Consider the following 21,283-nt stretch of genomic DNA (forward strand, 5'->3'; position numbering starts at 1 on the left):
CAGACTTTAGCGTGTTCGGCAACAGGCGAATAGGCAGTCAACGCGGGTGTGGCGCAATGCCCAGCAGCCGCTCGATCCGTTCGCCAAGGGTGCTCAGGTCGAAGGGTTTGTGCAGCAGTTCGGTGCGCCTGTCGGGCCGGGCAAAGTGCATCTTATCGGCAGCGTCGTAGCCGGTAATCAGCAATACCGGGGCATGCTCCACAAGGTTTTGGTAGGCCTCTGCGAGCTGATAACCGTCAACCCGCCCAGGCAGGCCGACATCGGTAATCAGCAAGTCCGGTGGCGGCCCTTCCTTCAACGATTCAAGCGCCGGGTGGCCGCCCTCGAATGCCTGCACCTGGTGGCCCAGCTCCGTCAGCACTTCGACCAGCACCAGGCGCAAGGCCGGTTGGTCTTCCACCAGCATGATCCGGCACCCGCGCGCCTGCAGGGGCGCGGTGGCGGATGTTGCTGGCTCGTCGTGGCAGGTTGCGGGAGCGCTCCGGTCCCGGGGCAGGTACAGGTGAACGCAAGTGCCTTGCCCGATGACGCTGTCGATCAGCAGCTGGCCCCCGGACTGGCGAACAAAGCCATAGACCATGGACAATCCCAGGCCAGTGCCCTGGCCCAGTGGCTTGCTGGTGAAGAAGGGTTCGAGGGCGCGTTGCAGCACCTCACTGGACATGCCCACGCCAGTGTCCTCGACTCGAATGCGCAGGTAGTGGCCTGGCGGCAGGTCCAGGCGCTTGGCGTCGGCCGCTTCGAGATCGGCGTTTTCGCAGCCGATCCGCAAGGTGCCGCCCAGCGGCATGGCGTCACGGGCGTTGATGCACAGGTTGAGCAGGGCGTTCTCCAGCTGTTGCGGGTCGATGCGGATCGACCATTGTGCAGCCAGCGTGCGATCATGGAAGTCGATGTGACGGCCGGTCGAGCTGCGGATCAGGTCATGCATGTCGGCAACCAGTCGTTGCACGTCCACCGCCTGTGGCATGAGCGTCTGCTGGCGCGAAAAAGCCAGTAATCGCTGCACCAGGGCTGAGGCGCGCAGTGCGTTGCTACGGCCGAGCCCAAGCATGCGGGCGGTGTCGGCAAGGCGTTGCTGGCTCAGGCGTTGCTCTGCCAGCTCCAGTGCGCCAAGCAGGCTGCCCAGCAAGTTGTTGAAGTCGTGGGCGATGCCACCGGTCAACTGGCCGACCGCCTCCATTTTCTGCGACTGGCGCAGGGCTTCTTCGGCCTGGCGCAGGCGCTCCTGCTCGGCCGTGCGCTCGGTGATGTCATAGGCAAACAGATACCCGCCCTGGACTTGCTGTTGCGCATCGTGCAACGGGTGGTAGCGAATCTCGTAGTGGCGGGGGGCGTCGGGCGGGCCGAGGGTGATGGTGTCGATGAAGGCTTCGCCGGCCAGTACGCGTGGCCACACCGGTGCCAGGCGGCCCATGATGTCAGGCTGGTTGATCAGGAACTGTGGCACGTAATCGCCGATCTGCGGCACGAAGCCACGGTAACGCTCGAAGGTTTCCCGGGCCGTGCGGTTGATCGCTATCAGGCGCATGCTGCGGTCGGCAGCAAACACGTTGGCCAGGCTGTTGTCGAGCAGCTCGCCCAGCAGCTGGATATGGGCCTGTACCGTGTCGTCGCGCTTGGCCAGGCGCGCTTCCAGTTCTGCGACCCGCGCTTGCAGCTGAGCCAATGACGGGAGCGAATCTGCTTGCATGGCGAGGGCCCGGTGAGCGTATCGGGCAACTATAGTCGCCCACCGGGGCACCAGCCATCAGAACGAGCGGATGATCCGCCCCAGGGTTTCCATGGCCCGTTCGGCATCCTCGTGCCAGGGGCTGCCGTAGTTCAGGCGGATGCAGTTGCCGAAGCGCCGGGTGGGCGAGAAGATCGGACCGGGGGCGATGCTGATGCCTTGGGCCAGGGCCATGTGGAACAACTTGAGGGCGTCCATCTGTTCGGGCAGCTCCAGCCACAGGAAGTAGCCGCCGGACGGTTGGCTGACCCGTGTCTGCGCCGGGAAATGCCGGGCAATGGCCGCCAGCATGTTGGCCTGCTGGCCTTCCAGGGCATAACGCAGCTTGCGCAGGTGGCGGTCGTAGCCGCCGTGCTGCAGGTAGTCGGCGATGGCCGCCTGAGCCGGCATCGAGGCACACAGCGAGGTCATCAGCTTGAGCCGTTCGATCCTCTGCGCAAAGCGCCCGGCTGCCACCCAGCCGATGCGGTAGCCGGGTGCCAGGCTCTTGGCGAACGAGCCGCAGTGCATCACCAGGCCCTGGGTGTCGAAGGCCTTGGCCGGTTTGGGGGCCTGTTGCGCGTAGTACAGTTCGGCGTACACGTCGTCTTCGATCAATGGCACCTGATGACGCGTCAGCAGCTCCACCAGTGCCTGCTTTTTCGCCTCCGGCATGCTGGCGCCCACCGGGTTCTGGAAGTTGGTCATGCACCACACGGCCTTGACCGGGTGCTTCTCCAGCGTTTGCGCCAGCACACCCAGGTCCATGCCTTCACGCGGGTGCACAGGGATTTCCACGGCCTTGAGCTTGAGCCGCTCCAGTACCTGCAGGCAGGCATAGAAGGCGGGGGCTTCGATGGCCACCAGGTCGCCGGGCTGGGTGACGGCCTGCAGGCACAGGTTCAAGGCTTCCAGCGCGCCGTTGGTGATCAGCAGCTCCTCCATCGGCAGCATCAGCCCGCCGACCATGTAGCGCAGGGCAATCTGCCTGCGCAGCTGCGGGTTGCCGGGTGACAGGTCGGTCACCACCATGCGCGGGTCCATGCTGCGGCTGGCGCTGGCCAGCGAGCGCGCCAGGCGTTGCAGCGGAAACAGCTCGGGGCTGGGGAAGGCCGAGCCGAACGGCACGGTGTTTGGGTCCTTGATCGAGTCGAGGATCGAGAACACCAGCGCGCTGACGTCGACGTCGGTGGATTCGCTGACCGGCTGCAAGGCCTGCGGCTCGCTGAACTGGCGCGGGGCGTGGGCGTTGACGAAATAGCCCGAGCGCGGCCGGGCACGGATCAACCCGCGCCGCTCCAGCAGGTAGTAGGCCTGGAACACCGTGGACGGGCTGACCCCGTGGGTCTGGCTGGCATAGCGCACCGAGGGTACGCGCTGGCCGGGGCCCAGCACCCCGGAGCGGATCAGTTCGGCGATGTCGTCGGCAAAGCGTTCGTAGCGTTTCATTCTGGCCTTCTGTCGAAGCCTGGCAGGCAAGGTGGAATCAGTGTAAGGGATCAACGGTTCATCGGTGCGACGAAGCGGCTGTGGGCCACGCTGCGGATGCTGGGGTCGTCGCGCTCGCTGATTTCAAAGCTCAGCGTCTGCGAGCTGCTGGCCGGGCGCTCGGCGAGCATCGCCACCGACACCGGCAGTTCACTCATTTCACCGGCCGGGATCATGAATGAGGTCTTGCCTTGCAGGCTGAAGCCGTCGGCGTCCAGCAGGCGCAGCTCGTAGTGCCGGGTGCTTTCGGTCTTGTTGATGACCTTGAGCAGGTAGATGTTCTCGATCTGGCCCTGGGCATTCTCGCGGAACAGGCCGCGGTCCTTGATCACGTCCAGCGACACCATCGGGCGCAACTGCAAGGCCACCACCAGCGCCGCGATCATCACCCCCAGCGCGGCAGCGTAGCCTAGCAGGCGCGGGCGCAGCCAATGGGTGGTGCCACCTTGCAGGCTGCGTTCGGACTTGTAGCCGATCAGGCCACGGGCGTAGCCCATCTTGTCCATTACCCCGTCACAGGCATCGATGCATGCCGCGCAACCGATGCACGCCATTTGCAGGCCATCGCGGATATCGATGCCGGTGGGGCATACCTGCACGCACAAGGTGCAGTCGATGCAGTCGCCCAGGCCCTGGGCGCGGAGGTCACTGCCTTTCTTGCGCGGGCCACGGGCTTCGCCGCGACGCGGGTCATAGGCGACCGCCAGGGTGTCCTTGTCGAACATCACGCTCTGGAAGCGCGCATAGGGGCACATGTGCAGGCACACCGCTTCGCGCAGCAGGCCGGCATTGACGTAGGTGGCGGCGGTGAAGAACAGCACCCAGAACAGCGCCACGCCGCCCAGTTGCAAGGTGAACAGTTCTGCCGCCAGGGGGCGGATCGGGGTGAAGTAGCCGACGAAGGTCAGCCCGGTGAGTACGCCAATGCCCAACCACAGGCTGTGCTTCAGCGTGCGACGAGCCAGTTTGTTCAGGCTCCAGGGCGCGGCGGCCAGCTTGATGCGCTGGTTGCGGTCGCCCTCGGTGACCTTTTCGCACCACATGAACAGCCAGGTCCAGGTGCTTTGCGGGCAACTGTAGCCGCACCACACGCGGCCGGCATACACGGTGATGGCGAACAGGCCGAAGGCGCAGATGATCAGCAGCGCCGACAGCAGGATGAAGTCCTGCGGCCAGAAGGTGGCGCCGAAGATGTGGAACTTGCTGTTGCCAAGGTCCCACAGCACGGCCTGGCGGCCGTTCCAGTTCAGCCAGGCGGTGCCGAAGAACAGTACGAACAGGGCGCCGGCGAAGCCGATGCGCAGGTTGCGGTACAGCCCGGTGAAGCTGCGGGTATGGATACCATTGTCGGCGCGTCGCGGCAGGGGGCTGGCTGGGGCGGTGGCGATCTCTGTGAAAGGGATTCTATCGTTCATGGCTCGGTGCTCATCAGGCCTCGATCAGGCATGAGCACTATGGCCCTGAGGCTGTTATCAGCACAGGCTCAGATTTTGCGATAAAAACCGTATCAGATTTCCGGGCGGGCCCCGCCAGGCCTCAGATTACCGAGCCTGGAGTGCTGGCCTTCAGATGCCTGCGGCTATCCACCGCACCCGCCACGGTCAGTGCATCGGCCTCGGCTTCAGTGATGGGCACACGCTGGCCGGCGAGCAAGGCCACGGACATGCGCAGCTGTTCGTCGGTGACGATTTCGATGGACGGGCCATCACCCTCGATGCGCAGGTCTTCGCTGATGAGGGTGCAGCGGCGGGTGGTTTCATCGATTTCAACGGGCATGGGGTGGTCCTCCTGGGGTGGTTACAGGGTGGACCATAGGGGGACGGCGGTTTCTGCATCAGGAAGCTGAGCGGCACTTTGCGCTGTGTTCATAGGTCAGTCTTTGTAGATGGCAGGCCCGGCCTCTTCGTGGGTAAACCCGCTCCCACAGGGATCGGAACACCTGTGGGGGCGGGTTTACCCGCGAAGAGGCCGGCCCTGACAACACAATGCTAAGCATGGAACAACGCAATGGACCTCATCTGGCAAGCAATCCAGGCCGAATTTGCCGATATCACCGACCAGCGCGAGGTCACGCGAATCCTCGTACGCCTGCTGATGGCAGCCCTGCTCGGCGCCGTGCTGGGCTTCGAGCGTGAGCACAAGGGCAAGGCCGCCGGGGTGCGCACGCATATGCTGGTTTCGCTGGGCGCCGCGCTGTTCGTGCTGGCACCGAGCATGGCCGGGGCCGATGAGCAGGCGCTGAGCCGGGTGATCCAGGGCATTGTCGCCGGTATCGGTTTTCTGGGTGCGGGCACCATTCTCAAGGGCAACGGCCAGGACGCCAGCCATGTGAAGGGCCTGACCACTGCCGCCGGGTTGTGGATGACCGCCGCCATCGGTACGGCAGCCGGCATGGGCCGCGAAGCCACGGCGTTGATCAGCACGATACTGGCCCTGCTGGTGCTGGGCACGATGCCGTTGCTGGTGGACAAGCTCGAGGGGCAGGATGAGGGAAAGCAGGAGGAGGAAGAGGGCAGGAAGCACTGAGGGGAGCCGAAGCTCCCCCCAAAGCGTTGTTGCCTGCTCTTTTTTTATTATTGGGACCGGCCTTTTGTTGTTTTTGTCAGCCTGTCCTGTTGTTGCGGGCGACCCCCATGCGGGGTCAAGAGCAAACGTATTTTTTTGAGCGCTGACCTGCCTTCATCATTGCTGATCCGAACCTGGCTGCCGCTACCTGAAGGTAGTTTTATTGTTCTGTGCCAGACCGCGGGGCGTACCCCTGAAAAGCGTGTCGACTCCAAAAAAATCTGCTTGCTACGCCTCTGCCGTGTTGTTCTTGTTATGTCAGAGCCGTTACCTGTTGTTTTTATTGGGTGTCACATTCTTTTTGTTGTTGTACCAGAGATATAGCAGGGTGCGTGCCAACTTTTTAAAACCCTTTTAAATCAAGCGTTTGGCGATTTTTGTCGAAATCGACCAGCCTGAAATTCTGCCGATTTGTTTCCCTGTTACCCGATTTTTTGCTGCAAAACGTGGGGGCGGTAACACTCACCCACACCAATGTGACACCCGTATGACTTATTGCGCGCTACGCGCCCGCGCTACCCGCGACCCGTTGTCGCGGCCCAGCACGCTGCTGATGCGGCGGCCGGCGGTGATCAGCCGCTCAAGGTCAATGCCGGTTTCAATGCCCAGCCCCTGCAGCAGGTACACCACGTCTTCACTGGCGATATTGCCGGTAGCACCTTTGGCATAGGGGCAGCCGCCCAGCCCGGCCACCGAACTGTCGAACACGCTGATGCCTTCGAGCAGGCTGGCATACACATTGGCCAGGGCCTGGCCATAGGTATCGTGGAAGTGACCGGCCAGTTGCTCGCGCGGTACCTGTGCCGCGACCACCTCGAACAGGCGTCGGGTTTCGCCGGCGGTACCGGTGCCGATGGTGTCGCCCAGCGATACCTCGTAGCAGCCCATGTCGTGCAGGGCACGGGCTACCGGGGCGACCTGCTCGGCGCTGACCTTGCCTTCATAGGGGCAGCCGAGCACGCACGACACATAGCCGCGCACGCGCACACCGTGGTTGCGCGCGGCTTCCATGATCGGCTCGAAGCGCTTGAGGCTGTCGCTGATCGAGCAGTTGATGTTGCGTTGCGAGAAGGCTTCGGAAGCGGCCGCGAACACCGCCACCTCCTTCACGCCGGCGGCCAGGGCGTCCTCGAAACCGCGCAAGTTGGGGGCCAGCGCTGCATAGGTGACCCCCGGGCGCTGGTGGATGCCGGCGAACACTTCGGCGGAGCCGGCCATCTGCGGCACCCACTTGGGCGAGACGAAACTGCCCACTTCGATATAGGCCAGGCCCGCTTCGGTGAGATCGTCCACCAGGCGCACCTTGTCGGCGACGCTGATGGGCTGGGCTTCGTTCTGCAGGCCGTCGCGGGGGCCTACTTCGACCAGGCGGACGTGTTTGGGCAAAGGCATGGCGGGTTTCCTGTGGCGTTCAGCGGTTGTCTTTGTTGTTCAGGGTGGCGGCCAGGGCTTGTTCGCAGCGCTCCTGGGCGGTGTCCAGCTCCAGCTGCATCTGGTGGATGTCGAGCATCTGCTGTTCCAGCTGGGCGCGGCGCTCGGCGATTTTCGCCAGCATGCTGTTGAGCTGCTTGAGGTTGCCGCTGGAGGGGTCGTACAGCTCGATCAGCTCACGGCATTCGGCCAGCGAAAAGCCGATGCGCTTGCCGCGCAGGATGAGCTTCAGGCTGACCTTGTCACGCGCCGAATAGATACGCTCCAGGCCGCGGCGCTCGGGGCTCAGCAGGCCCTGTTCCTCATAGAAGCGGATGGCGCGGGTGGTGATGTCCAGTTCGCGGGACAGGTCGGAAATGCTGTAGGTCTGGGTGCTCATGCTGGGGCTCGGCGTGGGGTATGCGGGTATCCTGAGGGTAGGTTGACGTATACGTCAAGCAGGGGCGCGAGATGGGTGCTGCCTGTGCCGGCCTCTTCGCGGGTAAACCCGCTCCCACAGGAAGTGCACAGGTCTTGAGGGCTGCGCAGTCACTGTGGGAGCGGGCAAGCCCGCGAAGAGGCCAGCACGGGCGAAAAAATTACTCAGACAAACCCGACCTGCGATACCCATTCGGTGTCTGCCCACTCAACCGCTTGAACCACCGGGCAAAATAGGTGGGGTCGGTAAACCCCAGGCTATCCGACAACTGCCCGATGCTCATCCGCGTATAGATCAGGTTGCGCCGCGCCTCCAGCAGCAAGCGCTGGTGCACCACCTGCAGCGCGGTCTGCCCACTCAGCGCCCGGCACAGCTGGTTCAACTGCAAACTCGGAATATTCAGCCGCGCGGCAAAGTCCTCCACCGACAGGTGCTCACGGTAATGCGCCTCGACCAGGCGCAGGTACTGCCCCAGCAACTGGCGGTCACGTTCATCGCGGTTGCGCGGTGCCTGACCCAGCTGCTGGCGGCGGCTGATCCACACCATCAGCGCCGTGACCAGCGCCTCGAGCAGTGCCGCCCGCGCCGGGGCATTGCCCTGGTATTCCTGCTGCAGGGTTTCGATCAGGCTGCGCAAGCGCACCCGGTCCCGACCAAGCGGGTAACTTGCCGCCTTCGCCAGCACCGCCAGCGGCGCGCCCAGGCGCTGCTCCAGGTCGGCCACCAGTGCCGTGCCAAAGGTCAGCACATGCCCCTGAATATCGGCGCTGAAGCGAAAGCCGTGCACGGTCATCGGCGGCACTACCTGGATTGCCGCTTCGCTGATGATGCTGCGCACCCCCTCGACCTCCACCTCGGCTCGGCCGCGTTGCACATACAGCAACTGGAACAGCTCGGCGTGCTGGTGCGGCTTGATTTCCCAATGGTGCAAACGGCTACGCGCCGGGATCGACTCGCAGTGCAGCAGGTCGGTGCCGGGCCAGGCCTGGTTTTCGCCATACAGCTTGAACAAGGGGACGCCGGGGAGGGTGGATTTCATGCGTGCTGGCCTGTCCGTTAATCGAACGTTTTTTGTAAAAGTGCAGGTTATGCATGGAATAGCACACTTCAATGGCTGTTTTTGCCAGTAAAAATGCAAGGGCAAACCCTAACAGCAGATGCCGCTCCACTGCCAGTCCAGGGCCGGCGTCGTCCGTACAGAGACAACAACAATGAAAACTCAGGTTGCAATTATTGGTGCAGGTCCATCTGGCCTGCTGCTGGGCCAACTGCTGCACAAGGCCGGTATCGATACGCTCATCGTCGAACGCCAGACGCCCGAATACGTGCTTGGCCGCATCCGTGCCGGGGTGCTGGAGCAAGGCACGGTCGACCTGCTGCGTGAAGCCGGTGTGGCCGAGCGCATGGACCGTGAAGGCCTGGTACACGAGGGGGTCGAACTGCTGGTCGGCGGGCGCCGCCAACGCCTGGACCTCAAGGCGCTGACCGGTGGCAAGACAGTGATGGTATACGGCCAGACCGAAGTCACCCGTGACCTGATGCAGGCACGTGAAGCCAGCGGCGCGCCGATCATCTATTCGGCAAGCAATGTCCAGCCGCACGAACTCAAGGGCGAACGGCCCTACCTGACTTATGAAAAAGACGGCCAGGTGCACCGGGTGGACTGCGACTACATTGCCGGCTGTGACGGTTTTCACGGTGTCTCGCGGCAGAGCATCCCCGAGGGCATCCTCAAGCAGTACGAGCGGGTCACCCGTTTGGCTGGCTGGGCATGCTGTCAGACACGCCACCGGTCAACCACGAACTGATCTACGCCCACCACGAACGCGGTTTCGTGTTGTGCAGCCAGCGTTCGCACACCCGTAGCCGCTACTACCTGCAGGTTCCGTTGGAAGAGCAGGTAGAGGCGTGGTCCGACGAGCGCTTCTGGGAGGAGTTGAAGGCACGCTTGCCCGAAGACGTGGCTGCGCGCCTGGTCACCGGCCCGGCCCTGGAAAAGAGCATCGCCCCGCTGCGCAGCCTGGTGGTCGAGCCGATGCAGTATGGCCACCTGTTCCTGGTCGGGGATGCTGCGCATATCGTCCCGCCGACCGGCGCCAAGGGCCTGAACCTCGCCGCATCGGACGTCAACTACCTGTACCGCATCCTGGTCAAGGTGTATCGCGAAGGGCGCACCGACCTGCTGCAGCAGTATTCGCCGCTGGCCCTGCGCCGGGTGTGGAAAGGCGAGCGATTCAGCTGGTTCATGACCCAGCTGCTGCATGACTTCGGCAGCCACAAGGACGCCTGGGACCAGAAGATGCAAGAGGCCGACCGCGAATATTTCCTGACCTCGCCGGCGGGGCTGGTGAACATTGCCGAGAACTATGTAGGGCTGCCGTTCGAAGAAGTGGCCTGAGGCCGTGTGCTGCCTGTCCTGGCCTCATCGCCGGCAAGCCAGCTCCCACAGGTACTGCGCAATGCTTGAGGTCGATGCAGTCGAGGTGTAGCTGGCTTGCGTGCGATACGCGCGAAGCCCGTGCCACTTTGAAAAAAAATACGACAGGGCTTGAAGTCAAGTTTGCGCATCACCGACAGTGCCTTGCTGAATAGGTAACGGCAGGAAGCACAACGATGACATTCTCCTCCCCCCTGATGGGCGCCTTGTGCCTGGTAGCTGCCAGTGGCTGGGCCTGTGCCGACCAGGTGCTGCCCGCACCACCGGAACTGGCCTCCGGCTACCGCACCGGCCTGCAGCCGGTGCATGCCAGCCGGCACATGGCCGCCGCCGCCAACCCGCTGGCCAGCGAGGCGGGGCGTGCGATGCTGCGTGCCGGTGGCAGCGCCATCGACGCGGCCATCGCCATGCAGATGGTGCTGACCCTGGTCGAACCGCAATCCAGCGGCATTGGTGGCGGGGCGTTCATCCTCTACTGGGATGGCCAGCGCGTACAGGCGTTCGATGGTCGCGAGGCAGCCCCGGCGGCGGTCACGGAAAACCTGTTCCTGCAAGCCGATGGTTCACCGATGCCGTTCAGGGCGGCGCAGATCGGCGGGCGTTCGGTGGGCGTACCGGGGGTTCTGCATGCCCTGAAGCTGGCCCATGAGCAGCACGGCAAGCTGCCTTGGCGCGACCTGTTCGCCCCGGCCATTGCACTGGCCCGTAACGGTTTTGCGGTTTCCGAGCGCCTTCACACGCTGGTGGCGGGCGACCCGTTCATTCCCCATTCACCAGCCATGGCCCGTTACTTCCTGAATGAGCACGGCAAGCCGCTGGCGGTGGGGACTACCTTGCGCAACCCCGAGCTTGCGCAAACCTTCGAGCAGATTGCCGAGCAGGGCCCCGAGGTGTTCTACAGCGGCAAGATCGCCGAAGCCATCGTCGCCAAGGTGCGCAGCCATGCCAATGCCGGCTACCTGTCGTTGCAGGATATGCAGCAATACCGGGCCAGGATGCGCGAGCCGCTGTGCGGCCCCTACAAGGCCTGGCGCATCTGTGGCATGCCACCGCCGTCGTCGGGTGGGGTGACGGTGCTACAGACCCTGGGTATCCTCGAAGCACTGCAGCGGGCGTCGCCACAGCGCGACCTTGCCGCCATGCGGCCGTTGCGCACTTCGTCCGTTGCCGGGTTGGAAGCCCCGCCCCTGGCCGTGCACCTGGTTGCCGAGGCCGAGCGCCTGGCCTATGCCGACCGCGCCCAGTACCTGGCCGACAGCGATTACGTGCCGGTGCCGCTCAAGGCCCTGACCGACCCCGCATACCTGGCCAGCCGCGCCGCGCAGGTCGGCGAGTACAGCATGAAGCGCGCCCGCCCCGGTCAGCCGCAGGGGGCCGACCTGGCCCTGGCGCCTGACCGCTCGCCGCTGCGCATTTCCACCTCGCACCTCAGCGCGGTGGACGACCGCGGCCAGGCCCTGGCCATGACCACGTCGGTGGAAGCAGCGTTCGGCTCGCACCTTATGGTCAAGGGTTTCTTGCTCAACAACCACCTGACCGACTTCTCGTTCATCCCTCGGGAACAAGGCAAGCCCGTGGCCAATCGGGTGCAACCAGGGAAGCGGCCGCTGTCCGCCATGGCGCCGACCCTGGTGTTCTCGCAAGCCTCTGGCGAGCTGGTGGCCAGCCTGGGCTCGCCCGGTGGCTCGCAGATCATCGGCTACGTGAACAAGGCGCTGATCGGCCTGCTGGATTGGCAGCTCGACCCGCAGCAGGCCGCCGGCCTGCCCAACTTCGGCAGCCGCAATGCCGGCACCGAAGTAGAGGCGGGGTTGGCCAGCCCGGCACTGATCCGCCAGTTGGCAGCCTGGGGGCATGAGGTGACGCCGATGACCATGACCAGTGGCACGCAGATCATCCAGCGCAGTGGCGAGGGTTGGTCGGGTGGTGCCGACCCTCGGCGCGAGGGCGTGGCTGTCGGCGACTAGCGGCCCGCGTTGCGGTGCAGCAGGTGGCGTGATAGAAGTCAGTCTTGCCATTCAGAAGTTGAATATCAAGATGTCCATCAGCGTGAAATCGAATAGGGCCCTGTTCGACCTCGACCTCCTGCGTGCCATTGTCGTGGTGGCCGATTGCGGCAGCTTCACCACGGCTGCTGCCCGCCTGCACTCCACCCAATCGACCATCAGCCAGAAGGTGCGCCGCCTGGAGGAAATGGTTGGCCACCGCCTGCTGGTGCGTGGCAATCGCGACGTGCTGCCGACCGACGCCGGGCAGACCCTGCTCGGCTATGCCCGGCACATGCTGGCCCTCAACGACCAGATGCTCGAAGCCTTGGCCGGGGCAATGGTCGGCGTGACCGTGCGCCTTGGCGTGCCTGAGGACTTCGTGGGTGGGCGTACCACCAATGCACTGTCGGCGTTCAGCCGGCTGCACCCGCAGGTGAAGCTGGAAGTGACCAGCGGCCTGTGCCGCGACCTCAGCCAGGCCTACGACAACGGTGAACTCGACCTGGTATTGCTCAAGCAGCGGCGCAACAGCCGCGAAGGCGTGGCCTGCTGGCCCGAACGCCTGCAGTGGATCGACAGCGCGCGCGCGCCCGCCTTCGAGCTGGACCCGATCCCGCTGGTTACCTTCCCGCCCCGCGGCCTGTACCGCGACGACATGATCACCGCCATCGAAGGCATGGGCCGGCGTTGGCGCATCAGTTTCACCAGCTCCAGCCTCAGCGGCATCCAGGCCGCGGTCGCCGATGGCATGGGTATCAGCCTGCTGCCGCCACGGGCGGCGACTGGCGAGCACCGGGTGCTGGGGGCAGGGCAAGGGTTGCCGGAGGTCGACAGCTACGAAATCGTCATCGTCCACCGGCCGACGGCAGATATGATGGTCAAGGCGTTGGCCGAGGTGATGACGCAACTGCTTGCGGGTGGCGGGATCTGACATGGTTTGGGGCCGCTTTGCGGCCCATCGCCGGCAAGCCGGCTCCCACAGGGTACGCGGACCACCTGCAAATCAGTTCTTGGCCTTGAGAACGGCGCGATCGGAATGGGGGCCTGGCTTGTCGGCGATAGAGCCGTACGTGCATTTCAAGGCTGGCGCTCGGCCACCGCCCGCAATGTCCGCAACGTCACCACTGGCGCATCCACCACAAATCGGTTGGCCAGCCACCCCGGCACATCGCCCGCCGGGTCGGCCTGCAGTTGGTAGATCACCTCGGTCTCGCGCTCACCCAGCGGTTTCATCCGCCACTCACCGCTGAGGTGCTGCACGCGGATCAGCCCCTTTACCTTGGGTATCCTGCCTGGCTCGGCGCTGAGGTGGCGCAGCAGCGTGCCGTCGTCCAGGCGTTCGGTGGTGACCTTCAGCACGATGTCCCGCGGCATGGTCGGCCACGGCAGGTTGGTGGTCAGGTACACCCAGGTGTTTTCGCCCTGCACATCCAGCAGGCGCATTTCGGCGCAGGCATACAGCCACTTGCAGGCTACCCGAAGGTTCTCCTGCAGGTCGGTGAGCGTGCGAACGCTGGCTTTCATGGTGCTGACACCACGGAATTGCTGGTAGGGCGAGTCGGGGGTGGCGCTCAGGTAAACGCGGATGCCTTCGCGGTCGTAGGCCAGGTTCCAGTCATCGGCGGCTGGGGTGGGGGGGCAGAGCAGCAGGGCGGCGAGCAGCAGGCAGCGGTTCATGGCTGGTACCGCGCGGGGGTGGGTGTTTCAGTATGCGCGGCAAACAGAAAGCCCGCCAGGTTGGCGGGCTTGCGGGCATCAGCCTGGGCTTAACGCTTGGGGTTCAGCGTCAGGTGCACATGACGGTTCACGTCCTTGTACAGCAGGTAGCTGAACTTGCCTGGGCCGCCGGCGTAGCAGGCTTGCGGGCAGAAGGCGCGCAGCCACATGAAGTCGCCGGCTTCCACTTCGACCCAGTCCTGGTTCAGGCGGTACACCGCCTTGCCTTCCAGCACGTACAGGCCGTGTTCCATCACGTGGGTCTCGGCGAACGGGATCACGCCGCCCGGCTGGAAGGTGACGATGTTCACGTGCATGTCGTGGCGCATGTCGGCCATGTCGACGAAGCGGGTGGTGACCCAGCGGCCTTCGGTGCCCGGCATTTCGATGACGGTGGCGTTGTCACGGTGGGTGACGAACGACTCGGGAACGTCCAGGCCTTCGACCTTCTGGTAGTGCTTGCGCAGCCAGTGGAAGGTGACGTTGGACTTGCTGTTGTTGCGCAGGCTCCACTCGGCGCCCGGGGCCAGGAAGGCGTAGCCGCCCGGTACCAGGGTGTGGTGCTTGCCTTCGACGGTGATGTCCAGTTCGCCTTCGACGATGAACACCACGGCTTCGGCGTTCGGGTCCAGCTCAGGGCGCTCGCTGCCGCCTTCCGGGGCCACTTCGACGATGTACTGGGAGAAGGTTTCGGCAAAACCGGTCAGCGGGCGGGCGATGACCCACATGCGCATCTTGTCCCAGAACGGCAGGTGGCTGGTGACGATGTCACGCATCACGCCCTTGGGGATGACGGCATAGGCTTCGGTGAACATGGCACGGTCAGTCAGCAGCTCGGTCTGAGCCGGGTGCCCACCGTGGGGGGCGAAGTACGAATGGTTCGACATGGACGATCTCGACTTGTTGTTCTCTCCCCATGCCGTGAACCGCACCGGCCGGTGCGGCGCAGGGGATGTGGCGACAGAATAGGGTCGAGTGTGTGCCATCCACAAATTAAATGTTGGAATACCCGGTATTTGTCGGCTGAATGCGAACCTGCCGGCCAGCGTGCCCTTCCGGCAAGCGGTCGCCCTGGCCGAACAGCTTGTGACGCAAGGTGCCTTCGGCATAGCTCAACGGGTAGCGCCCACGGCGTTGCAGCTCGGGCACCAGCAGCTCGACCACGTGGGCCAGGTCGTCCGGTTGCACTGCGTAGGTCAGGTTGAAGCCATCGATGCCGGTCTGGTCCAGCCAGCTTTCCAGTTGGTCGGCGACTTCGCTGGCAGTACCCACCAGTACCGGGCCACGGCCGCCCAGGCCAACGAACTCGGCAGCCTCGCGCACGGTCCAGCTGCGGTTCGGGTCGGCGGCGGTGAAGGCGGCCAGGGCTGCGCGGCCGGCATCGTTTTCGACGTATTCGATGGGCGCATCGGGGTCGAGGCCGGCAAAGTCGATGCCGGTCCAGCCTGACAACAGCGCCAGGGCGGCGTCCAGGTCGACATAACGGCGGTATTCGGCGAAGCGTGCCTCGGCCTCCTCCCGGGTGGGGGCAACGATCAACAGCGCCTGGGCATAGATCAGCACTTCTTCACGGCCACGCCCGGCGACCTCGCTGGCCTGGCGGATGCCGTCGGCGTAGCGGCGCAGGACCGTGGGCGTCGGCCCGCTGATGAACACGCATTCGGCGTGCCGCGCCGCGAACTGCTGGCCGCGCGCCGAAGCACCGGCCTGGAACAGCACCGGCGTGCGTTGGGGCGAAGGTTGGCACAGGTGCATGCCTGGCACCTGGAAGTGCTCGCCCAAATGGCTGATAGGGTGCACCTTGGCGGGTTCGATGTAGCGCCCGCTGTCACGCTCCAGCACCACCGCATCGTCGTCCCAGCTTTTTTCCCATAGCTTGTACAGCACCTGCAGGTATTCCTCGGCCAGGTCATAGCGCTGGTCGTGGCCCAGCTGGCGCGCCAGGCCCAGGTTGCGCGCGGCGCTGTCGAGGTAGCCGGTGACGATGTTCCAGCCGACCCGGCCATTGCTCAGGTGGTCGAGCGTGGACATGCGCCGGGCGAAGGGATAGGGGTGTTCGTAGGTGAGCGAGAAGGTGACGCCGAAGCCCAGGTGCTCGGTCACCCCGGCCATGGCCGGCACCAGCAGCAGCGGGTCGTTGACCGGCACCTGCACGCCACCACGCAGGGCGGCTTCGGGGCCGCCCTGGTAAACGTCGTAGATGCCCAGTACATCGGCGATGAACAGGGCGTCGAACAGGCCGCGTTCGAGCAGTCGGGCCAGGTCGGTCCAATAGCTCAGGTGGTTGAAGGCCACGCTGGTGTTGCGCGGATGGCGCCACAGACCGGGGGACTGGTGGCTGGCGGCATTCATGCTGAAGGCGTTGAAGCGGATCGGGCGGGGCATGGTGGGCGCGCTCCGCTCAAGGCAGCACGGAAGCCGGGTAGACCGCGTCGGCCACCTGCAGCTTGCGTGGAATCAGGCCCAGGCCCTGGAAGGTATCGGCCAGCTTCTGTTGCTCGGCAACGATCTGCGGGGTGATGGCCACGGCATTGTAGTTGCGCCGCTCGCTGGCCACTTGCAGCACGTTGGCGTTGATCCCCAGTTGCGGGGCCAGCAATGCGGCGACTTCCGCAGGCTTGGCATTGGCCCACTGGCTGACTTTGCCCAGTTCGACGAAGAAGGTCTTCAGCAAGGCGCGATGCTGGTCGGCGAAGCTGGCGGTGGACAGATAGAAGGTGCGGTTGTTGGACAGACCGCTGCCGTCGCGCAGGTTCTTCAGGCCCGGCTGGCTCTCTGCCGCGGCAAGGAACGGGTCCCAAAGGGTCACGGCCTGGACGCTGCCCGATTGCAGGGCTGCCACGGCATCGGCGGCGTTGTTGACGTAGGCCGGGGTGATGTCCTGGTAGCTGAGGCCGGCCTGTTCCAGGGCAACGGCCAGCAGGTACTGGGCGTTCCAGCCGCGGCCGGTGGCCACGCGCTTGCCCTTGAGGTCTTGCACGCTGGTCAGGTGGTCCTGCTCGCGCACCACCAGGCCGATGCCGCGTGGGTAGGGTTGCTCGGCGGCCAGGTAAACCACCGGCTTGCCTGCGGCCTGGGCGAACACCGAGGGTGCGTCGGCGGCATGGCCGAGGTCGATGGCGCCGGTACTCAAGGCTTCTAGCAGCTGCGGACCGGCGGCGAACTCGTGCCAGCTGACTTTCACGCCTTGCGGCGCCAAGGCCTTCTCCAGGGCGCCGCTGCCCTTGAGGATGTTGATGCTGTTGAACTTCTGATAACCGATGCGCAGGGTCCTGGCCTCGTCGGCAAGGGCCTGGGACCAGGGCAACAGGGTACTGGCGACACTGGCCAGCAAGCCGCCGATCAACAGGCGGCGCAAGGGGGAGAAGGCACGGGCGGGCATGGGCATTGCTCCTTGATATTGGAAGGGAAGCGGTGTGCCCAGACTAAGGAGGTGGCGTTTGGCTTTCAATTTCAATATTCCAATTTGTTAGAACGTTTTGTTATTTTTATATCCTTTTGTTTTGTGATGAATGGTCCATTTCGACATTTTTTTCACATTCGCTTGCTAGGCTCCGCCGGCATTTCCGAGGAGCCCTACATGTCGCACTTCCTGCGCAAGCGCAGCACTCGCATGGCCCTGGCCGCCAGCGCCGGCCTGCTCACGGCCACCCTGGGCTTCTTTGCCTGGCAGAGTTTCTACCCGGTGCAGGCTGCCTCCGGCTGGGGCGTCGAGGTGTTGCACCGCGACGTGACCAAGGCCGCATCTCTGTTGCCGCAAGCCGATGGCAGCCTGTTGGTCAGCCGCGAGCTGGACGACGGCCGTGGCAGCATCCTCAGGATCACCGCCCAGGGCGATCGGGTGGTGGTCATCGACAACCTGTCCAAGCCCGACGGTATGGTGGCTGCGCAGGGAGGCTGGGTGTTCAGTCAGGAAGGCGGGTTTGCCCCGGTCAGCCTGGCCCGCGATGGCCAGGTCACGCGGCTGTTCGACGGCCAGAGCGTGCAGGGCCTGTGGAACGACGGAGAGCACCTTTACGCCATCGAGGACCGCAAGGGCGATGGCCGTTTGATGCGTTATGACTGGCGCAGCGGCCAGCTCGATGTGCTGCGCTCCGGCCTCACCGAAACCGAAGGCCTGACCCGCTGCAGCGACGGGCGTTTGCTGTATACCGAAAAGGCAAGCGGCAAGGTCCGTGCCCTGTCCGACGATGGCCGGGACCCGGTGGTGGTCGATGGCCTGCGCAACCCGACGTTCCTGTTCTGTGACCAGCGCGGCCTGTGGATCAGCGAAGACAACACCCACCGTGCCCGGCTGCTGCGCATCGGCGCCGATGGCGCGTGGCAGACCGTGCTGTCGTTCCTCAAGGCGCCGCAGTCGATCGTCGCCGATGGCAAGGGCGGCTACCTGCTGGCCGAAGGCGGGCGCAACCGTGTGCTGCACCTGACGCCGCCGCTGGAGCGCAATACCGCCCAGCGCGATTGACCCTGCGCCTGGCTGGGCAGGCGCAGTTTGTGGGTGGGCAGCAGCGGTGGGTGATGGCTACACGACCAACAGCGCGCTTCCCTGCATGGGCGCGCTCGCGGATAATCCCCCCATTCCAATAAACAGCCTGTGAGTGGGTATGAGTGATTCCGTAGTCGGCCTCGGCCAGCCTGAAACCGAAGGGGGGCGCAAGACGCGCAAGAACAACCCCGAGAAAACGCGCGAGGACATCCTTCAGGCCGCCATCAACGAGTTCGTCCAGCAAGGGCTGGCAGGTGCCCGTGTCGACGCCATCGCCGAGCGCACCGCCACCTCCAAGCGCATGATCTATTACTACTTCGGCAGCAAGGAGCAGCTTTACTGCGAGTGCCTTATCAAACTGTACGGCGACATCCGCAAGACCGAGCAAAGCCTGGAGCTGGAGTCGCTGCCGGCCGAGCAAGCGATCCGCCGGCTGGTGGAGTTCACCTTCGATCACCACGACCGCAACGTCGATTTCGTGCGGATCATCTGCACCGAAAACATCCACTACGGCGAGTACGTCAAGCAGTCACCGGCGATTCGCGAAATGAGCAGCCTGGTGCTCGAGGCCCTGGGCAACACCTTGCGTCGTGGGGTGCAGGAAGGTGTGTTCCGCGCCGGCATCGAGGTCATCGACCTGCACATGCTGATGAGCTCGTTCTGCTTCTATCGGGTGTCGAACCGCCACACCTTTGGCGAGATCTTCCAGATCGACCTGTCCGATGAGCAGGTCAAGCTGCGTCACAAGGCCATGATCTGTGATGCGGTGTTGCGGTACATCCAGATCGAGCATCGCCCCTGAAGGTTTTCCAGTGCCTGGGCTTGCTTCTTCGCGTGTAAACCCGCTCCCACAGGATCACTGCTGTCCCAAAGATTTGCACAGTACTTGTGGGAGCGGGTTTACCCGCGAAAGGGCCGGCCCAGGCGACACATCGATGAAGCCTTGATGCTCACTCGCCCAACCGCTGCTCACGCGACGGCGGGTAGCCAAAGTAAGCCGCATAGCATTTGCTGAAATGCGACACCGAAACAAACCCGCAAGCCACTGCCACTTCCATCACCGACAGGTCGGAATACTGCAACAGGCGCCGGCTCTTGGTGATGCGCAGCTCCATGTAGTAACGCCGCGGCGAAGTGCCAAGCTGGGCCTGGAACAGGCGGTCGATCTGGCGGCGCGAGCGCCCGCTGTAGGCGGCCAGCTGGTCGAGGCTGAGGGTTTCCTCGAGGTTGTTCTCCATCAGCTCGACGATGGTACGCAGGTGCAGGCTCATGGACTTCTTCGCGCCCGGGCCGACCTGGCGGTAGCGGGCGCCGGAGAACGACAGGATTTCCTCGACGCCTTCGGCCAGGCCGTCGCCATACAGCCGGCGCACCAGGCCGAGCATCAGCTCCATGGCGCCATTGGGGCTGGCAGCGCTGAGGCGGTCGCGGTCGAGGGTGAAGCTGGCCGGGGTAATCCGCGTCTGCGGGCTGCGCTCGGACAGGCTGGCGCGCTGTTCGGGGTGGATACTGCAGCCATAGTCGTCCAGCACCCCGGCGCGGCCGAGGAACCAGGCGCCGTTCCACAGCCCGCCCAGGGCCATGCCGTGGGCCGCGCAATCGCCCAGCAGGCGGTCAAGCTCAGGGTACTTCAATGGCGTGCGCAGGCCGCCGCAGATCACCAGCAGGTCCAGCTCCTTCAGCGCTTCGGCGGATAACTCTGTGGCCACCAGCTCCAGCCCCAGGTCGCTGAGCACGCGGTCGCCTTCCAGCGACAATGGGGTGAACTGGAAGCTGTCGGCGCGCAGCAGGTTGGCCGTGACCAGCACGTCCATGGCCACGGTGAAGCTGGCCATCGAGAAGTGTTCGAGCAATACGAAATCGACTCGATAGGGGGCCTGGGCATTGGCGCTGGCGGACTTCAGCCGCAGCATGTTGCTGGTGCTGGTCTTCTTGCTGAACTGGCGTGGCGTGGGCACTCTGGACTCCGCTTCCTGGCTGGCCTGGAGAGTGTGGCGGCTGGCCTGGGGAAAGACAATCTCCCGGGTGGCCGTGTCGTATTCCAGGTCGTATTCAGGCAACCTGCCTGATGTGGCCGTTGGCGCTATGCTGATGTCCCGTCACTGAGGATGCCTTTGATGAAATCCGCTTTTGCCCTGCTGCTTTGCCTGTTGCCGTTGCTGGCCAATGCCCTCGAACCGGGCGACAAGCTCGCCCCGTGGACGCTGCTCGACCAGCACGACCACGCCTACAGCCTCGACATCGGTACGCACATCCTGCTGGTGGCGCGCGACATGGACGGTGCCAAGCTGGTGAAGGCGGCGCTGGCCGACCAGCCCGAGGGTTATCTGGAGGCGCGCGATGCGGTGTTCGTTGCCGACATCCAGCGCATGCCAGCGCTGATCAGCAAGCTGTTCGCCATCCCCGCCATGCGCGATTACAACTACCGGGTTCTGCTCGACCGCGACGGGCGGGTGGCCAGCCGTTATCCCGGGCAGGATGGCCAGGTGCAGTGGTTGCAACTGGAGCAAGGTAAGCTGGTGAGCCAGCGTGCATTTGCCGATGCGCCGGCGTTGAAGGCGGCGCTGGAGACTGCACCGCGGCATTGAGAGCTGTCACTGCACCTTGTAGGAGCGGCCTTGTGTCGCGATGCGCTGCGCAGCAGCCCCCTGCGGTCCTTTGTAGGGCAAAAATCCTGGGGCTGCTGCGCAGCCCATCGCGACACAAGGCCGCTCCTACAAAGGGCCGCGGTGCCATGCCGCCAGCCAAATCAATCTGAACCCTGGGCCGCTTGTGCAACCCAACCCTTTACATGCCAAATGGGAGAGCGCTCATGGAAATCGGAACGATCTGGATCATCATCGCGGCCTTTGTGATCATGCTGGAAATCTGGGCCATCTGGCACATCATCGGCAGTGACCGGCGCGCCGAGCGCAAGATGCTGTGGATCGTCTTCGTGGTCTACGCGCCATTCCCCGGCTTGCTGTTCTGGGCCTGGCGCGGGCCTAGGGCGGTGAAGGGCAGGGCGGTACTGCAGGAAAAATGATGGAAACGGCCTCAGGCG

General features: G+C 64.4%; 19 protein-coding genes and 1 pseudogene. 8 read left to right on the plus strand and 12 right to left on the minus strand.

Features of this window, described 5'->3' with window-relative positions; all coding sequences use genetic code 11:
* Nucleotides 1–37: 37 nt before the first annotated feature.
* The 4 genes from V3314_RS14715 to V3314_RS14730 form a co-directional block, all read right to left on the minus strand.
* Nucleotides 38–1,693, minus strand: coding sequence for an ATP-binding protein (locus V3314_RS14715; RefSeq protein ID WP_338459175.1), 1,656 nt, complete (start codon nucleotides 1,691–1,693; stop codon nucleotides 38–40).
* 57 nt (nucleotides 1,694–1,750) lie between these two features.
* Nucleotides 1,751–3,160 (minus strand): GntR family transcriptional regulator MpaR, encoded by a 1,410-nt coding sequence (gene mapR / locus V3314_RS14720; protein WP_196188760.1) that lies wholly within the window; start codon nucleotides 3,158–3,160, stop codon nucleotides 1,751–1,753.
* A gap of 50 nt (nucleotides 3,161–3,210) precedes the next feature.
* Entirely contained in the window at nucleotides 3,211–4,614 is a 1,404-nt protein-coding gene (gene ccoG / locus V3314_RS14725; protein WP_085602170.1) for a cytochrome c oxidase accessory protein CcoG, read from the minus strand.
* 121 nt (nucleotides 4,615–4,735) lie between these two features.
* A complete protein-coding gene (locus V3314_RS14730; RefSeq protein WP_046615383.1) occupies nucleotides 4,736–4,975 on the minus strand; it encodes a DUF3203 family protein in 240 nt (79 codons plus the stop codon).
* Between the two features lie 231 nt (nucleotides 4,976–5,206).
* On the opposite strand from V3314_RS14730, the gene V3314_RS14735 reads away from it, so the two are divergent.
* Nucleotides 5,207–5,725, plus strand: a complete 519-nt coding sequence (locus V3314_RS14735; protein ID WP_046615382.1) for an MgtC/SapB family protein — start codon at nucleotides 5,207–5,209, stop codon at nucleotides 5,723–5,725.
* Nucleotides 5,726–6,256: 531 nt separating this feature from the next.
* Here V3314_RS14735 and V3314_RS14740 read toward each other — a convergent pair.
* From V3314_RS14740 to V3314_RS14750, 3 genes are all read right to left on the minus strand, one after another.
* Nucleotides 6,257–7,156: a hydroxymethylglutaryl-CoA lyase gene (locus tag V3314_RS14740; RefSeq protein ID WP_046615381.1), complete on the minus strand. Its 900-nt coding sequence runs from the start codon at nucleotides 7,154–7,156 to the stop codon at nucleotides 6,257–6,259.
* Between the two features lie 19 nt (nucleotides 7,157–7,175).
* Nucleotides 7,176–7,574 (minus strand): MerR family DNA-binding transcriptional regulator, encoded by a 399-nt coding sequence (locus V3314_RS14745; RefSeq protein ID WP_013972930.1) that lies wholly within the window; start codon nucleotides 7,572–7,574, stop codon nucleotides 7,176–7,178.
* Nucleotides 7,575–7,773: 199 nt separating this feature from the next.
* A complete protein-coding gene (locus V3314_RS14750) occupies nucleotides 7,774–8,652 on the minus strand; it encodes a helix-turn-helix domain-containing protein (protein ID WP_196183738.1) in 879 nt (292 codons plus the stop codon).
* Nucleotides 8,653–8,824: 172 nt separating this feature from the next.
* Here V3314_RS14750 and pobA point away from each other — a divergent pair.
* The 3 genes and pseudogenes from pobA (at nucleotide 8,825) to V3314_RS14765 (ending at nucleotide 12,969) form a co-directional block, all read left to right on the plus strand.
* Nucleotides 8,825–10,011: pseudogene (pobA, locus tag V3314_RS14755) on the plus strand (4-hydroxybenzoate 3-monooxygenase).
* A 215-nt stretch (nucleotides 10,012–10,226) separates the two neighbouring features.
* Nucleotides 10,227–12,017 carry a gamma-glutamyltransferase gene (ggt, locus tag V3314_RS14760; RefSeq protein WP_153670839.1) on the plus strand — a complete coding sequence of 597 codons (1,791 nt, stop codon included), beginning with the start codon at nucleotides 10,227–10,229 and terminating at the stop codon, nucleotides 12,015–12,017.
* A gap of 70 nt (nucleotides 12,018–12,087) precedes the next feature.
* Nucleotides 12,088–12,969 (plus strand): LysR substrate-binding domain-containing protein, encoded by an 882-nt coding sequence (locus tag V3314_RS14765; protein ID WP_196188762.1) that lies wholly within the window; start codon nucleotides 12,088–12,090, stop codon nucleotides 12,967–12,969.
* A 146-nt stretch (nucleotides 12,970–13,115) separates the two neighbouring features.
* On the opposite strand, the gene V3314_RS14770 is transcribed toward V3314_RS14765, so the two are convergent.
* From V3314_RS14770 to V3314_RS14785, 4 genes are all read right to left on the minus strand, one after another.
* Entirely contained in the window at nucleotides 13,116–13,715 is a 600-nt protein-coding gene (locus V3314_RS14770; RefSeq protein ID WP_046615376.1) for an START domain-containing protein, read from the minus strand.
* Nucleotides 13,716–13,804: 89 nt separating this feature from the next.
* Complete coding sequence (locus V3314_RS14775) at nucleotides 13,805–14,641, minus strand: bifunctional allantoicase/(S)-ureidoglycine aminohydrolase (protein ID WP_013972924.1); 837 nt, start codon at nucleotides 14,639–14,641, stop codon at nucleotides 13,805–13,807.
* Nucleotides 14,642–14,747: 106 nt separating this feature from the next.
* Nucleotides 14,748–16,139, minus strand: a complete 1,392-nt coding sequence (locus tag V3314_RS14780) for an LLM class flavin-dependent oxidoreductase (protein WP_338459178.1) — start codon at nucleotides 16,137–16,139, stop codon at nucleotides 14,748–14,750.
* A 16-nt stretch (nucleotides 16,140–16,155) separates the two neighbouring features.
* A complete protein-coding gene (locus V3314_RS14785; protein ID WP_135002324.1) occupies nucleotides 16,156–17,136 on the minus strand; it encodes an aliphatic sulfonate ABC transporter substrate-binding protein in 981 nt (326 codons plus the stop codon).
* A gap of 198 nt (nucleotides 17,137–17,334) precedes the next feature.
* Here V3314_RS14785 and V3314_RS14790 point away from each other — a divergent pair, with 198 nt between their 5' ends.
* A complete protein-coding gene (locus V3314_RS14790; protein WP_338459179.1) occupies nucleotides 17,335–18,219 on the plus strand; it encodes a hypothetical protein in 885 nt (294 codons plus the stop codon).
* A 139-nt stretch (nucleotides 18,220–18,358) separates the two neighbouring features.
* Nucleotides 18,359–19,042, plus strand: a complete 684-nt coding sequence (locus tag V3314_RS14795; RefSeq protein ID WP_046615372.1) for a TetR/AcrR family transcriptional regulator — start codon at nucleotides 18,359–18,361, stop codon at nucleotides 19,040–19,042.
* Nucleotides 19,043–19,190: 148 nt separating this feature from the next.
* Here the strand turns inward: V3314_RS14795 and V3314_RS14800 are convergent, their stop codons facing one another.
* Nucleotides 19,191–20,198 carry a GlxA family transcriptional regulator gene (locus tag V3314_RS14800; protein WP_046615371.1) on the minus strand — a complete coding sequence of 336 codons (1,008 nt, stop codon included), beginning with the start codon at nucleotides 20,196–20,198 and terminating at the stop codon, nucleotides 19,191–19,193.
* 159 nt (nucleotides 20,199–20,357) lie between these two features.
* Between V3314_RS14800 and V3314_RS14805 the strand changes: the two genes are divergently transcribed.
* A complete protein-coding gene (locus V3314_RS14805; RefSeq protein ID WP_338459180.1) occupies nucleotides 20,358–20,828 on the plus strand; it encodes an FAD/FMN-containing dehydrogenase in 471 nt (156 codons plus the stop codon).
* A gap of 224 nt (nucleotides 20,829–21,052) precedes the next feature.
* Nucleotides 21,053–21,265 carry a PLDc N-terminal domain-containing protein gene (locus tag V3314_RS14810; protein WP_046615369.1) on the plus strand — a complete coding sequence of 71 codons (213 nt, stop codon included), beginning with the start codon at nucleotides 21,053–21,055 and terminating at the stop codon, nucleotides 21,263–21,265.
* The last annotated feature ends 18 nt before the right edge of the window (nucleotides 21,266–21,283 follow it).

This window comes from Pseudomonas sp. TE3-3-F2023 (genome assembly GCF_036784815.1).
GTDB lineage: Bacteria > Pseudomonadota > Gammaproteobacteria > Pseudomonadales > Pseudomonadaceae > Aquipseudomonas > Aquipseudomonas pudica.